At 63.7% G+C, this 14,608-nt stretch carries 12 protein-coding genes; 8 read left to right on the top strand and 4 right to left on the bottom strand.

Annotation, left to right across the window (positions count from 1 at the left end; all coding sequences use genetic code 11):
* Positions 1–60: 60 nt before the first annotated feature.
* The gene (locus C4J90_RS25280; RefSeq protein WP_124421072.1) at positions 61–807 is read right to left on the bottom strand and encodes an NRDE family protein; all 747 of its coding nucleotides are present in this window, start codon (positions 805–807) and stop codon (positions 61–63) included.
* A 218-nt stretch (positions 808–1,025) separates the two neighbouring features.
* Here C4J90_RS25280 and lgt point away from each other — a divergent pair, with 218 nt between their 5' ends.
* Together lgt and C4J90_RS25270 are read left to right on the top strand one after the other, a co-directional pair.
* On the top strand, positions 1,026–1,838 hold the full coding sequence (lgt, locus tag C4J90_RS25275) for a prolipoprotein diacylglyceryl transferase (protein WP_122542012.1): 813 nt from the start codon (positions 1,026–1,028) through the stop codon (positions 1,836–1,838).
* 51 nt (positions 1,839–1,889) lie between these two features.
* Positions 1,890–2,723, top strand: a complete 834-nt coding sequence (locus C4J90_RS25270; protein WP_124421071.1) for a thymidylate synthase — start codon at positions 1,890–1,892, stop codon at positions 2,721–2,723.
* Positions 2,724–2,852: 129 nt separating this feature from the next.
* Here C4J90_RS25270 and cadR read toward each other — a convergent pair whose 3' ends face one another.
* Entirely contained in the window at positions 2,853–3,293 is a 441-nt protein-coding gene (gene cadR, locus C4J90_RS25265) for a Cd(II)/Pb(II)-responsive transcriptional regulator (RefSeq protein ID WP_124364844.1), read from the bottom strand.
* Between the two features lie 85 nt (positions 3,294–3,378).
* Here cadR and C4J90_RS25260 point away from each other — a divergent pair, with 85 nt between their 5' ends.
* The 6 genes from C4J90_RS25260 to C4J90_RS25230 all read left to right on the top strand — a co-directional run bounded on the left by C4J90_RS25260 (position 3,379) and on the right by C4J90_RS25230 (position 11,848).
* Entirely contained in the window at positions 3,379–5,625 is a 2,247-nt protein-coding gene (locus tag C4J90_RS25260; RefSeq protein ID WP_124415846.1) for a heavy metal translocating P-type ATPase, read from the top strand.
* 16 nt (positions 5,626–5,641) lie between these two features.
* The gene (locus tag C4J90_RS25255; protein ID WP_124421070.1) at positions 5,642–6,505 is read left to right on the top strand and encodes a LysR family transcriptional regulator; all 864 of its coding nucleotides are present in this window, start codon (positions 5,642–5,644) and stop codon (positions 6,503–6,505) included.
* 262 nt (positions 6,506–6,767) lie between these two features.
* Positions 6,768–7,832: a putative 2-aminoethylphosphonate ABC transporter ATP-binding protein gene (locus C4J90_RS25245; RefSeq protein WP_124421069.1), complete on the top strand. Its 1,065-nt coding sequence runs from the start codon at positions 6,768–6,770 to the stop codon at positions 7,830–7,832.
* 7 nt (positions 7,833–7,839) lie between these two features.
* On the top strand, positions 7,840–9,546 hold the full coding sequence (locus C4J90_RS25240; protein ID WP_124421068.1) for a putative 2-aminoethylphosphonate ABC transporter permease subunit: 1,707 nt from the start codon (positions 7,840–7,842) through the stop codon (positions 9,544–9,546).
* Positions 9,547–9,566: 20 nt separating this feature from the next.
* The gene (locus tag C4J90_RS25235; protein WP_124421067.1) at positions 9,567–10,589 is read left to right on the top strand and encodes a putative 2-aminoethylphosphonate ABC transporter substrate-binding protein; all 1,023 of its coding nucleotides are present in this window, start codon (positions 9,567–9,569) and stop codon (positions 10,587–10,589) included.
* Positions 10,590–10,717: 128 nt separating this feature from the next.
* Positions 10,718–11,848, top strand: a complete 1,131-nt coding sequence (locus C4J90_RS25230) for a TIGR03364 family FAD-dependent oxidoreductase (protein ID WP_124421066.1) — start codon at positions 10,718–10,720, stop codon at positions 11,846–11,848.
* Positions 11,849–11,855: 7 nt separating this feature from the next.
* Here the strand turns inward: C4J90_RS25230 and C4J90_RS25225 are convergent, their stop codons facing one another.
* Together C4J90_RS25225 and C4J90_RS25220 are read right to left on the bottom strand one after the other, a co-directional pair.
* Positions 11,856–13,223, bottom strand: coding sequence for a DUF3482 domain-containing protein (locus C4J90_RS25225; RefSeq protein WP_124372192.1), 1,368 nt, complete (start codon positions 13,221–13,223; stop codon positions 11,856–11,858).
* Entirely contained in the window at positions 13,216–14,595 is a 1,380-nt protein-coding gene (locus C4J90_RS25220) for a DUF2868 domain-containing protein (RefSeq protein WP_124421065.1), read from the bottom strand. The genes C4J90_RS25225 and C4J90_RS25220 overlap by 8 nt, the downstream gene beginning before the upstream one ends.
* Positions 14,596–14,608: the final 13 nt, after the last annotated feature.

Here is a 14,608-nt window from a genome sequence, read left to right as displayed (position 1 = left end):
GTTTAGCTGACACACCGCAATCGGGAGCAAGCCCCCTCCCACATTTGATTTTCGGTGGGGTTAGAGATTGAGCTCGACCTCGCCCAACCGCCCACCCTGCGGCCCGAAACTGCGCTCCACCATCCGCCGCGTCCCGTCGGCATTCACGATCAACGCTGTGCTTGCCCGCGTCCCGTAACTCGGGCTGGCGATAAACACACTCGACAGCAAACTCTCCGTCGCCAAGCCGACGCCGGTATCCGGCAGTTCAGCAAACGGTGCGGTCTGCGGGTCACTCAAGATCCCCAGCAACGCGTCCGGCTGTGGATCGTCGAGGATTTCAACGAGTGCCGCCTTGGCCTTGAGCAGCTTCGGCCAGGGCGTATCCAAGCCGGCATTGGATAAACCGTACACGCCCGCCTCCAAACGCGTCGGCTCGGTCTTATTGGCGTTGTAGTGCCAAAGCTCATCCCGCGTGCCCACTAATAGATTAAACCCGGCGTATTCAATCGAACGACCGTTAACTTCCGCCAAATAATCGTCAATCGGCAGCGAACCACTGAGAAAGCGCGCCACCAGCTCACCCCGGGACTTGCGTGACGGCGGCTGGTGCGGGTCGCGGATATTGGTGAGCGCGGCGAAGCGCCCCTCGGCGTTGACCCCCAGCCAAGTGCCGCCCGCTTCCTGATCGCGGCCGGCAAAGACCTGTGGTGCATCCGGCCATTGAGCCAGCGGCAGGCTGGGCCGGGCGTAGAATTCATCACGGTTGGCCGCGACGATCAGCGGCTGGGCATGGCCCGGCCGCCAGGCAAAAACAATCAGGCACATCGGGCGATCCCTTGTGTGTTTTTTCCTCACTCTACCCACAGAACCGCGGGCGTTCCATCGTAACGAAGTTGGGCCGCGCACCTTCCATCCGTTAACATGCCGGGCTGTTTGGTGTGTATGTGAACTTCTTAATTTGATCTCGCAGCTGTAACGCAGGCTTAATCGCGCATCGGCATGGTCCGGTGCGTCATGACTAAATGTTTTAACGAGGAGTCGCAATGCTGCCTTACCCGCAGATCGACCCGGTGGCCCTGGCCATCGGTCCGCTGAAAATCCATTGGTATGGGTTGATGTACCTGATCGGCATCGGCGGTGCCTGGCTGCTGGCGTCCCGGCGCCTGAACCGTTTCGACCCGACCTGGACCAAGGAGAAACTCTCCGACATGGTGTTCTGGTTGTCGATGGGGGTCATTGTCGGTGGGCGACTCGGGTATGTGCTGTTCTACGATCTGTCGGCCTACATCGCCAACCCGACGCTGATCTTTGAGGTGTGGAAGGGCGGCATGGCGTTCCACGGCGGGTTTATCGGCGTGATGATCGCCGCCTGGTGGTTTGGCCGGCGCAACGGCAAGTCGTTTTTCCAGCTGATGGACTTCGTCGCGCCGCTGGTGCCGATTGGCCTGGGCGCTGGGCGTATCGGTAACTTCATCAACGCTGAGCTGTGGGGCAAGCCGACCGATGTGCCGTGGGCCATGGTTTTCCCGCCGTTCAGCGACCCGGCGCAACTGCCGCGCCATCCGTCGCAGCTGTACCAGTTCGCCCTGGAAGGTGTGGCATTGTTCCTCATCCTGTACATCTTCTCGCGCAAGCCACGCCCAACCATGGCCGTGTCGGGGATGTTCGCGCTGTTCTACGGGATCTTCCGCTTCATCGTCGAGTTCGTGCGCGTACCGGATGCGCAGTTGGGCTACCTGGCGTGGGGCTGGTTGACCATGGGGCAGGTGCTCAGCATCCCGATGATCCTGGTCGGCCTGGGCCTGCTGTGGTGGGCTTACAACCGCCCACAAGGCATCAAGAGCACCGCGCTTTAAATTCGAACGCCGAGGCGTGCGCGCCTCGGCTTCAACGATACGGGTACCCACATGAAGCAATACCTCGAACTCCTGCACGACGTCGTGACCAATGGCCTGACCAAGGGCGATCGTACCGGCACCGGCACCAAGGCCGTGTTCGCCCGTCAGTATCGGCATAACCTGGCCGATGGCTTCCCGCTGCTGACCACCAAGAAGCTGCATTTCAAAAGCATCGCCAACGAACTGATCTGGATGTTGAGCGGCAACACCAACATCAAGTGGCTCAACGAAAACGGCGTGCGTATCTGGGATGAATGGGCCACCGAAGACGGCGACCTGGGCCCGGTGTACGGCGAGCAGTGGACCGCCTGGCCGACCAAGGACGGCGGCAAGATCAACCAGATCGACTACATGGTCGAGACGTTGAAGACCAACCCCAACAGCCGCCGCATCCTGTTCCACGGCTGGAACGTCGAATACCTGCCGGATGAAACCAAGAGCCCCCAGGAAAACGCGCGCAACGGCAAGCAGGCCTTGCCACCGTGCCACCTGCTGTACCAGGCCTTTGTGCATGATGGCCATCTGTCGATGCAGTTATACATCCGCAGCTCCGATGTATTCCTCGGCCTGCCCTATAACACTGCCGCCCTGGCGTTGCTGACCCACATGCTGGCCCAGCAGTGCGACCTGATCCCCCACGAGATCATCGTCACCACCGGCGACACCCATGCGTACAGCAACCACATGGAGCAGATCCAGACCCAGCTCGCGCGCACGCCGAAAAAGCTGCCGGAACTGGTGATCAAGCGTAAGCCTGCGTCGATCTACGACTACAAGTTCGAAGACTTTGAAGTCGTCGGCTACGACGCCGACCCAAGCATCAAGGCTGACGTGGCGATCTGAAGTCTGTCCTGATCTAAATGTGGGAGGGGGCTTGCCCCCGATAGCGGTGGATCAGCCAGCATTTCTATGGCTGACACACCGTAATCGGGGGCAAGCCCCCTCCCACATTTGGTCCGCGTTCACTTAAGTCTAATGCCCGTGGCTTCTGCCCACATGCGACGGCTCGGCCTCGCTGGCCTGCACGCTGCCGCTGACCTCCAAGCGCTGCAAGATCCCGCATTGCGCCCCGCCGCCACAGCGCTGGCGCAAGTCCAGCAATTGCTCCTGCAACGCCAGCAGCCCATCGATCCGCGCTTTCACATGGTGGATATGTTCGTCGATCAACGCATTCACGCTTTCGCATTGATCCTGTGGGCTGTCACGCAGGCTGAGCAGGCTGCGGATTTCTTCCAGGGTCATGTCAAGGCTGCGGCAGTTGCGGATAAAGATCAGCCGCTCGGTGTGCGCCTGGGTGTACACCCGGTAGTTGCCGTCAGTGCGCGCCGGGGGTGGCAGCAGGCTTTCCTTCTCGTAATAACGGATGGTTTCCACCGGGCAGTCGGTCAGTTTGGCCAGTTCGCCGATCTTCATCGCAGCAATCTCTAAATGGGTGCTTGACCCTATAGTGGCTACAGGGTCTTTACTTGGCAACAGGCACATCTACGGACGCGACAGCATGAGCGATTCCCTCCACACCCCGCATAAGCACGATCACGAGCATGATCACGGCGAGCAAACGCTCAAGCCCGCGCACGACCACGGCGGCGGGTGCTGCTCCGGCACCCCGGCGCCTGCAAAAGTACAGCTGAGCGACGCTCCCACCGCCGGCTCGCGCCTGAGCACCTTTCGCATCGAAGCGATGGACTGCCCCACCGAACAAACGCTGATCCAGAACAAACTGGGCAAGCTCGCCGGGGTGCAGCAGCTGGAATTCAACCTGATCAACCGCATCCTCGGCGTCACCCATGACTTGCCGAGCACTGCGCCGATCATCGATGCCATCAAATCCATCGGCATGCAGGCCGACCCTATCGAAGAAGGCACCCCCGCCGCCGCGCCGCCCGCCAAGAAGCACTGGTGGCCGCTGGCAGTCTCGGGCGTGGGGGCATTGGGCGCGGAAGTCCTGCATTTCACGGGCGTGGCGCCGACCTGGGTGATCGCCCTGGTGGCGCTGGTGTCGATTCTCAGCGGTGGCCTCACCACCTACAAAAAGGGCTGGATTGCCCTGAAAAACCTGAACCTGAACATCAACGCGCTGATGAGTATCGCCGTGACCGGCGCCGTGCTGATCGGCCAATGGCCGGAAGCGGCGATGGTGATGTTCCTGTTTACCGTGGCCGAGTTGATCGAGGCCAAGTCCCTGGACCGTGCGCGCAATGCCATCAGCGGCTTGATGCAGATGACCCCGGAGCAGGCCACGGTGCGCCAGGCGGACGGTTCATGGCTGGAGCAAGAGGTCAAAAGTATTGATTTAGGCGCCATCGTGCGGGTAAAGCCTGGCGAACGCATTGGCCTGGACGGTGAGGTGACTGCCGGTCAATCCACGGTCGACCAGGCGCCGATCACCGGTGAAAGCCTGCCGATCGAAAAAAACCTGGGCGATAAAGTCTTCGCCGGTACGATCAACCAGGCCGGTTCCCTGGAATACAAGGTGACCGCAGCGGCCAACAATTCCACGTTGGCGCGGATCATTCACGCGGTGGAGCAGGCCCAGGGCTCGCGGGCACCGACCCAGCGTTTTGTCGACCGCTTCTCCAAGGTCTATACACCCGCGGTGTTCCTGTTTGCCCTGGGCGTGGCGGTCATACCGCCGCTGTTCATGGCGGGCGTCTGGTTCGACTGGATCTACCGCGCCCTGGTGTTGCTGGTGGTCGCCTGCCCGTGCGCCTTGGTGATTTCCACCCCGGTGACCATTGTCAGCGGCCTCGCGGCGGCGGCGCGCAAAGGCATCCTGATCAAGGGCGGCGTGTACCTGGAGGGCGGTTACAAGCTCAACTACCTCGCCCTGGACAAGACCGGCACCATCACCCACGGCAAGCCAGTGCAAACCGACTACTTGCCGCTGTTCGCCACGGTGCAGGACAGCGCGCCGGCGCTGGCCGCGAGTTTGGCCGGCCGTTCCGACCACCCGGTCTCCCTGGCGATCGCCAACGCGGCGGTGGATAAAAACCTGGCGTCCTACGTTGTGGATAACTTCGCGGCATTGCCCGGTCGTGGCGTGCGCGGAGACATAAACGGCGAAACCTACCACCTGGGCAACCACCGTCTAGTGGAAGACCTCGGGCTGTGCTCGCCGGCCCTGGAAGAGAAACTCTTCGCCCTGGAAAAACAAGGCAAGTCCGTGGTGCTGCTGCTCGACAAGTCAGGCCCGCTGGCCCTGTTCGCCGTAGCCGACACGGTCAAGGACAGCAGCCGCGAAGCCATCCGGCAACTGCACGAACTGGGCGTCAAGACCCTGATGCTCACCGGCGATAACACCCACACCGCCCAAGCGATTGCCGCCCAGGTCGGTATCGACCAGGCCCAGGGCGACCTGTTGCCCACCGATAAACTGCACGCCATTGAAACGCTCTACGGCCAAGGCCACCGCGTCGGCATGGTCGGCGACGGCATCAACGACGCCCCGGCCCTGGCTCGCGCCGAAATCGGCTTTGCCATGGCCGCCGCAGGCACCGACACCGCCATCGAGACCGCCGATGTCGCGCTGATGGACGATGATCTGCGCAAGATCCCGGCATTCATTCGGCTCTCCAGGCAAACGTCGAGTATCCTCAAGCAGAACATCGTCCTGGCGCTGGTGATCAAGGCCATCTTCCTGGCGGTCACCTTCCTGGGCATGGCGACGATGTGGATGGCGGTGTTTGCCGACATGGGGGTCAGCCTGCTGGTGGTGTTCAATGGCCTGCGCCTGTTGCGCAAATAGACGATGAGAGGGTGGTGTGCTGAGTGCTGAGCTGAAGGCGTTTTTCATGGTCGCCCGCCTGGGCAGCATTACCCAGGCAGCGAAAAAGCTCGGCCTGAGCCAGCCCACGGTCACTACCCAGATCCGCAACCTGGAAAGCCACTACGGCGTTGAACTGTTCTACCGTGGCGGCCGCCGCCTGACCGTCAGCGATGAAGGCGCGCGGCTGTTGCCGATGGTCAAGGCGCTGTTGCAGCAGGAAGCGGACATCGAGTTTTTCCTGCGCAACAACGGCCAGGTCCAGGGCGCCTTACGGATTGCCGCCACCGCGCCGTACTACATTCTGGACCTGGTCAAAGCCTTTCGCGAACGCCTGCCGCACGTAGAGGTGTCGGTGGAAATCGGCAATTCCCAGCAGGTGCTCGAAGCGCTGGACGACTACCGCGTCGACGTCGCCGCCTCGTCGCAGTTAGTGGAAGACCCGCGTCTGGTGCGCCGCGTGCTGGGCACGGACCCGCTGGTGTTGGCGGTACACCGCAATCACCCGTTGGCCAAGCTTGATCACGTACCGTTGAGCGCGCTCATCGGGCATACCTTGCTGATGCGTGAAGCGGGTTCTACCACCCGCAGGCTGACGGAAGAGATGCTGAAGAACGCGGGCGTGGGGTACGGGCCGTTGCTGGAGATTGGCAGCCGTGAGTCGATTCGCGAGGCAGTGCTGCGCAATATCGGCATCAGCATCATCGCACGCCACGAAGTGCCGCATGATCCACAGCTGAAGGTGCTGACCCTCGAGAATGCGCCGCAGATTCCGGAGTATCTGTACTGCCTCAAGGAGCGTAAAGGTGCCCGGTTGCCGGCGGCTTTCCTTGGCCTGGCCCAGGAAATGTCACCCTTGTAGGAGCGAGCTGATCGTTCCCACGCTCCGCGTGGGAATGCCTCCTGGGACGCTCCGCGTCCCGTCACTGCCGCCCACAGGTGACGCAGAGCGTCACGGGCTGCATTCCTACGCGGGAGCGTAGGAACGATCGGGACCCGGCACCACATTTCTATGAATCCTACACAAATCCACCAATACCACTATCACCCCCTTTAGCCTCCCTGCCACACCAACGACGCATTCCTTCCCTAGCATGGCCCCATCAGTTCGATGAGGTGCCACCATGAACACAGCCCTGACCCAACCCGGCGCGCCGATAAAGGTGCGCGGTATCCAGAAACGCTTCGGCGCCTTTACCGCGTTGGACAACGTGTCCCTGGACGTCGCCGCTGGCGAGCTGGTGTGCCTGCTGGGCCCGTCCGGCTGCGGTAAAACCACGTTGCTGCGCTGCATCGCCGGGCTTGAGCGCCAGGACAGCGGCGAACTTTACCTGGGTGACCGCGATGTTTCCCGGCTGCCGCCCCAGGCGCGGGACTACGGCATTTTGTTCCAGTCCTACGCGCTGTTTCCCAACCTGACCGTTGAAGCGAACATCGGCTACGGCCTCGCCGGCTGCGGCCGTGATGAGGTGCGCAAGCGTGTCGGGCAAATGCTCGAATTGGTCGGCCTGCTCGGCAGCGAAAAGAAATTCCCCGGCCAGCTGTCCGGGGGCCAGCAGCAACGTGTCGCGCTGGCGCGGGCCCTGGCGCCGGCGCCTTCGTTATTGCTGTTGGATGAACCCATGTCGGCCCTCGACGCGCGGGTGCGCGAGCATCTATGCACCGAGCTGCGCCAACTCCAACGCCGCCTGGGCATCACCACGCTGATGGTCACCCACAACCAGGACGAAGCCATGTTGATGGCCGACCGCATCGCGGTCATGCACAACGGCAAGGTCGAGCAGTACGCCACGCCGCAGGAAATCTATGACCGCCCGGCCACGCCGTTCGTGGCGGAGTTCGTCGGCCAGGGCAACTGGCTGCCGTTCAGCCGCAACAGCGCCAGCCATGCCCAGGTCGGTGGGATGAATGTGCGCCTGGCCGATGACGCCGGCATCGCCAAGTCCGGCCGGCTGTTCTGCCGCCCGGAAGCGATCAGCGTGAACCCGCCGGTGCATGAGGAAAACCTGTTCCCGGCCAAAGTCCGCGAGATCACCTTCTTGGGTAATCGCTGCCGCATGAGTTTTGAGCTGGAGCAGTTGCCGGGCCACCCGCTGCTGGCCGAGCTGGCGCCGGAAGCCATGCCGCGCCTGGGGGCCCAGGAAATTCTGGTGGCCCTGCCGCCGCGCAGCTTGCAGGTGTTCGCCTGAGATGGTCATGAAGACGGCGATGACACTGCCGCGCGCGGTTTCCCGGGCTGAAACGGGCGACCGCCTGTTTGTGGTCGGCGGCAAATTAGTGTGGCTGGGCCTGTTGGTCGTGGCGGTGTTGCTGCCGCTGCTGGCGATTTTCTGGCGTGGCTTCAGCAGCGAAGCCGGGCAGGGCGGCGGGTTGATCGCTGCACGCGAGCTGCTGACCAGTGCCAACTTCCACTGGTTGCTCGGCAATAGCCTGAAAGTTTCCCTGAGCGTCGCGGCCATCGTCGTACCGCTGGCCTATCTGTTTGCCTACGCGCTGCAGCGTACCTTGATCCCCGGCAAGGCGATCTGGCGCGGCGTGTCGCTGCTGCCCTTGATGGCGCCATCGATGTTGCCGGGCATTGCACTGGTGTATCTGTTCGGCAACCAGGGTCTGTTGCGCGGGTTGCTCTCGGACAACATCTACGGCTTCTGGGGCATTGTGCTGGGTGAGGTGATTTACACCTTCCCACACGCCCTGATGATTCTGCTGTCGGCCTTGTCGCTGGCGGATGCGCGCTTGTTCGACGCGGCCTCAAGCATGGGCGCCAGCCCGGCCCGAGCGTTTCGCAGCATTACCTGGCCGGCCACGCGCCAGGCGGTGTTCGCGGCACTTTGCCTGGTGTTCACCTTGACCATCACCGACTTCGGCGTGCCCGTGGTGGTGGGCGGGGACTACCAGGTGCTGGCGCTGGAAGCCTACAAGGCGGTGGTCGGCCAGCAGCAGTTCGGCCGCGGTGCGTTGATCGGCATGGTGCTGCTGTTGCCGGCGCTGTTCAGCTTTGGTGTGGATGCGTGGCTGCGGCGCCGTCACGGCGACGCCATGAGCGGCCGTGCCCAGGTCTTTCAACCACTGCCATCGCGTTCCAGGGATGGCTGCTATCTGGCTATCGTGCTGCTGATCTGCGCGGCGCTGCTGCTGGTGTTCGGCATGGCGGTGTATTCCTCGCTGGTCAAGTTCTGGCCCTACAACCTGTCGCTGTCCTTGAACCACTACCAGTTCGAAGACACTGCCGGCGGCGGCTGGCTGGCCTATCGCAACAGCCTGACCATGGCGCTGTGCACGGCGTTGATCGGCAGTGTGCTGATCTTCACCGGCGCCTACCTGATGGAAAAAACCAAGGGTCAACCGAGCCTGAACCTGGCCCTGCGCCTGCTCAGCTTTGTGCCGATGGCCGTACCGGGCCTGGTGCTGGGCCTGGGCTACGTGTTTTTTTTCAACCTCGGCGGCAACCCGCTGCATGTGTTCTACGGCAGCATGGCACTGCTGGTGGTGTGCACCATTGCTCACTATCTGACCACTGCGCAAATGACCGCCACCACTGCGCTGCGCCAACTGGACGTGGAATTCGAAGCCGCCGCGTTGTCCCTCAAGGCGCCGCTCTACCGCCACTACTTGAAAGTGACGGTACCGATCTGCCTGCCGGCGCTGCTGGATATTCTGCGTTACCTGTTCGTGTCGGCGATGACCACCGTCTCCGCTGCGATCTTTCTCTACAGCCCCGACACCATCCTCGCCGCCGTCGCCGTCTTGAACATGGACGATGCCGGCAATGTGGGCGGCGCTGCGGCCATGTCGACCCTGATCCTGTTCACCTCAGGCAGCGTCTCGCTGCTGCTGGCGTGGGCCTCACGTGGCGCCTTGCGCCGCTCCCAAGCCTGGCGCCAGACCGCGCCCGGGCAATGATCCTTCAAAGGAGGTATTCGATGTTCAAGCCACTGGCGCTGGTCGCTGCCGTACTCACCGCATTCAGCCTGAATGCCTTCGCCAACACCGAGTTGACCGTGTACACGGCCCTTGAAGCCGAGCAGTTGAAGACCTACAAAAAGGCCTTCGAGCAGGCCAACCCGGATATCCAGATCAAGTGGGTGCGCGACTCCACCGGCATCATCACCGCCAAGCTGTTGGCTGAAAAGGACCGCCCGCAGGCCGACGTGGTGTGGGGCCTGGCCGCCTCCAGCCTGGCGATCCTCGATCAACAAGGCATGCTCGATCGTTACGCGCCGAAGGACCTGGACAAGATCGGCAAAAACTACCGCGACGCCGCCACCCCACCGGCCTGGGTCGGCATGGATGTGTGGGCGGCGACCATTTGCTTCAACACCGTCGAAGCCGAGAAACAGGGCCTGAGCAAACCGGTGAGTTGGCAGGACCTGACCAAGCCTGAGTACAAGGGCAAGATCGTGATGCCCAACCCGGCGTCCTCCGGTACCGGCTTTCTGGACGTAAGCGCCTGGTTGCAAACCTTTGGTGAGCAGCAGGGCTGGCAGTACATGGACGAGCTGCACCAGAACATCGGCCAGTACGTTCACTCCGGCTCCAAGCCGTGCAGGCTGGCGGCGTCCGGGGAGTTTCCGATTGGTATTTCGTTTGAATACCCGGCCGTACAGCTCAAGCGCCAGGGGGCGCCGCTGGACATCATCCTGCCGAAGGAAGGCCTGGGCTGGGAAATCGAGGCGACGGCGGTGCTCAAGGGCACGGCCCACGCCGATGCGGCCAGGAAACTCGCGGACTTCTCCGCCAGCCCGGCGGCGATGGAGCTGTACAAGGACAACTTCGCGGTACTGGCCCAGCCAGGGATTGCCAAGCCGCAGACCGAATTGCCCGCCGATTACGAGCAGCGGTTGATCAAGAACGGCTTTGCCTGGGCCTCGAAGAACCGCGACAGCATCCTGGCGCAATGGCGCAAGCGCTATGACGGCAAGTCGGAGAAGGTGGCGGGGCAGTAAGGGTACCGATCGTTCCCACGCTCCGCGTGGTAACGCCGCTCCGGACGCTCCGCGTCCGCTCTTGAAGGTCGTGACGCGGAGCGTCACTGGATGAATTCCCACGCGGAGCGCGGGAACGAGAGGACAGTATGAGTAGTGATCTGTTAATTGTCGGCGCCGGCATTCTCGGCCTCTCCCATGCATACGCCGCTGCCAGGCGCGGGCTCAAGGTCAAGGTTTTCGAACGCAGCGCTACCCCGCTGGGCGCGTCTGTGCGCAACTTCGGCCAGGCGCTGGTCACCGGCCAACCGCCGGGGCCGATGCTCGACCTGGCGCGGCAAAGCCGCGATATCTGGGCACACTGGGCGCAGGTCGCCGGCTTTCAGCTCAAGCGCAATGGCTCCTACCTGTTCGCCCGTACCGAAGCCGAAGAGCACCTGCTCGAAGCCTTCTGCGCCGGGCGTGCCCGCGAGCACGGCTACAACGTGGCGTTGCTGCAAGGCGCGGCGTTGAACGACCTGTACGGCGGCCAGTTCCGCCATCACCGCGCCGCGCTGCATGGCAAGGACGATCAGCAACTGTATTCGCGCGAAGCGATCCCGGCGCTGATCAACTACCTGGCCCAGGAACTGAACGTGGAATTTCACTTTTCGACCCTGGTGCGCCACGTCGAGCCGGGCCAGTTGCACAGCACGGCGGGGCGTTTTCGCGGCGAGCAGATCATTGTCTGTTCCGGGCACGACTACCAGACCCTGCTGGCCGAATCGATCGCTGCGCTCAATCCACAGGTGTGCCGCCTGCAAATGCTACGCGCACGGCCGGCGCTTGAGCTGAACCTGCAGCACGCCGTGTTGACCGGCCTCAGTTGCGTGCATTACGGCGCGTTCGCCGACTTGCCGCAAGCGGCGCCGGTGCAGGCGCAGATCCTGCGCGAAGCACCGCACCTGCATGAGCACGGGATTCACCTGCTGATCAGCCCTACGCCCCATGGCGACCTGATCATCGGCGATTCCCATGATTACGGCAGCGATGCCTCGCCGTTCAACGCCGAGCAGGTCGATGACTGGCTGATCGAGCTGGCCGAGCAGACCCTGGGCTGCACACTCCAGGTGCTGGAGCGTTGGCAGGGCGTATATGGCTCGCGTGGGCCCGCGCCGTTTTCGTTTGTGCAGGCGGCTGCCGGCATCAGCATTGCGCTGATGCATACCGGTGTGGGCATGAGTGTGGGGCCGGCCATGGCCGAGCGAAATATCACGGCACTGTGGGGGCCGGCGCGCTAATGGCGGATCAGGCTTCGTCCAACCGCTGAGCCAGCGCCTCGATTTGCTCCTGACGCTCGGCCTGGCTCAACCTGGAGTGGGGGTTGAGCGATGACCATTGCGGATAGGCGCGCGCTTTGTTCAAGGCATCCGGCAGCTTGCCTTCGCGCCAGGTTTTATCCTGGGGCGTATCGACCTTGATGCCGTGCATCGCCGCATGGCCGCGCAGGTTCAAGGCCTTGAGCAACTGGCGTTGGCGCAGGGCGAGCAGGCGCAGCACGCTGTCGTCGACGGTCAGCTCGCGCTGGCCTTTGATTTTGCCGAGCAGGCGGCCGCCATAACTGCGCGCGGTCTGCAGCGCGCCACCGGCAATCGCACCGGCGATGGCGGCGGCGCCGAGGGTCAAGCCGCCGACCAACAGGTCCACGCCCGCGCCGGCTGCCGCGCCTGCGGCGATCCCGCCACCTACGCGCACCCCAAGCTGTTTGAGGGTTTCGGGGTTGAACAGGTCGTCGCCCCAGCGTCCGTCCAGCAGCGGCAGGTCGCTGGCGGCGGCGTCCTGCGGGCGGAAGCCGAACAGTTTGAGCAGGGAATCCACACACTTTTGTTCGCGTTGGCGCACGGCCTTGCGCAGTTCGCTGATCGCGTGCGGCTCATCTGCGGTCATTACGCTACGCCGGCACGCTGCGCAGTCGATCAACAATTCGGCGATCAAGCGTGCGGCGCTTTGCTGGCGCGCCTGGCGTTGGGCTTGCTGGTCGAGGATCAACCGCTCCAACTGCGGCCGTGCGTTTTCCAGCAGCAGGGCCAGGCTTTCATACAACCGCTGTTCGCCGTCTTCCGGCGGCGCCACGCTGTCAAAGCGCACCAGCGCATGCAGGCCAAGGCGAGCCAGGGCTTCACGCCACTGGGGTTCGCGGTGCTCGCTGCTGCTGACGAAATTGAGCACCGGCAGCAAGGGTTTGCCGCAGCTGGCCAGCACCTGCAACTCGTCGCGGTACTTGGCCAGTACCGGTTCGCGGGCGTCGATCACGTACAGGCCGCCATCCGAGGCCAGCAGTTGGCGCAGCACCTTGGCTTCCTGTTCGAAGCGTTGGCGCGCTTCGCTGCCTTCCAGGAACCGCGTCAGGCGGGCCGGGCCATCCAGGCGTTCGCCGGGGCGGTCGAGGCGTTCCAGGTAGTCGAGCAGGGCGATGGCGTCTTCCAGGCCGGGTGTGTCGTACAGCTCCAGCAAGGCTTCGCCGTCCACCGATAAGCGCGCACCTTCGACATGCCGCGTGGTGCTGGGGCGATGGGAGACTTCGCCAAAGCCGACATCGCGGGTCAGGGTGCGCAGCAGTGAGGTCTTGCCCACGTTGGTATGGCCGACTACGGCGAGCTTCAGGGGTTTAGTCATGACCGCTCTCCAACCAGTTCAACGGTGCGCAGTCGGCGAAGGGCAGCTCAAGCTGTTGCAGCGCGCTGTGCCAGTCGCCCAGGCGCTCGGCATCCAGCGCCTGGCCGGGCGGCGCTTGCAGCAGCCACACCCGTGTGGCCGCGGCACTGCGCGCCAGTTCGGCGATCAGCGCCAGGCTGCCACGGTCGGGCGAGCGACGCGGGTCGCAGGCGATGGCCAGGCGCGCGGGCGGGAAGCGTGTGAGCTGCTCCAGCAGTCTGTTGCGCGATTCACGGCTGTCGAGAATGCCGGCGTTCTTGACCGTGCCGGGCAGTTTGGGCGGCCAGGGGCGCTGCTCGTCCAGTTCGATGGCAACCAGCAGCGCGCCGTCGCTGTGCAGCTCACTGACGCCGCCCGCCACCTGGTGCAGGTGTTCCGGCGCCGCATCGTTGACCCCCAGCCGCTCGCTGCTCGGCATCAGGCGCTCGCGCAGTTGGGCATAGCCGGGCTGGGTGAGGTCCAGGCCCAAGGCCGCGCGCCCACGTTTCCAGCGCCACAGGCACAGCAGTGCGAGGACCAGCCGGGGCAGCACCCCGTAGACCAGCAACACCCCCACCAACCAGGCGGCCCAGGCCTGGCGGGCGCTTTCGATATTCAGTGCGGAGTCGCCGCTGGCGCGGATCATCTCGACCGTCGGTACGTTGAAGCCGAGCAGGGCGGGCAGTGTGCCAAGGGCCTGAGTGACGGCGATGAAGGTATCCGCTCCCAGGATGGTGGTTTCCCACACGAAGCCGTAACGCCGGGTGGCGAGCAGCATCAGTAAAACCAGCAGGGCGCTGAGCAATGCCAGCAACCACAGGCTGTTGACCAGCACACCAACCGCCCAACGGTTGAGTTTATGGCGCTGCAGCAACAGTAGCAGTGCCGGTGCCAGCTGCGCGGCCTTGGCGTCGCGCGCAAGTTTTTCGCTGAGCCACAGCCACAGGCGACCGAGGCTGGCGCTGTGTTCGCCGGCAAACACCAGGCCCAGGGCCCAACTGAGCAGCAGGATCAGGTTCAGGCCGAGCAGGCTGCCCAGGGCCCAGAACACATTCACCGGGGTAACGCCGTTGCCCAGCGCGGCAAACGCCAGGCCGGCGCCGCTGATAACTGCGACTATCGCCAGCAGTACCACGGCCAGGCGCGCGCCTTGCAGCCAGCGACTGAGCGCGCCGGTCAGGCCGTCGCGTTCTGCCAAGTGCAGCGCACGCTGCGCGATACGCGTTGGCAGGTCGCCACCGGCCGAGCGGGCCAGGCGGTTGGCTTCGAGGTCTTCCAGGGGGCCGGCGTGTTCTTCGCGCAGGCGCACGGTTTCGGTCAGCCAGAGTGTGTGCAGCGGGTTCAGTGCAGTCACGCGCCATCCTGTT

This window comes from Pseudomonas sp. R2-60-08W (genome assembly GCF_003852335.1).
Lineage (GTDB): Bacteria > Pseudomonadota > Gammaproteobacteria > Pseudomonadales > Pseudomonadaceae > Aquipseudomonas.
Note: the sequence above shows the minus strand (reverse complement) of the source record. Positions and strands in the feature narration are given on the sequence as shown.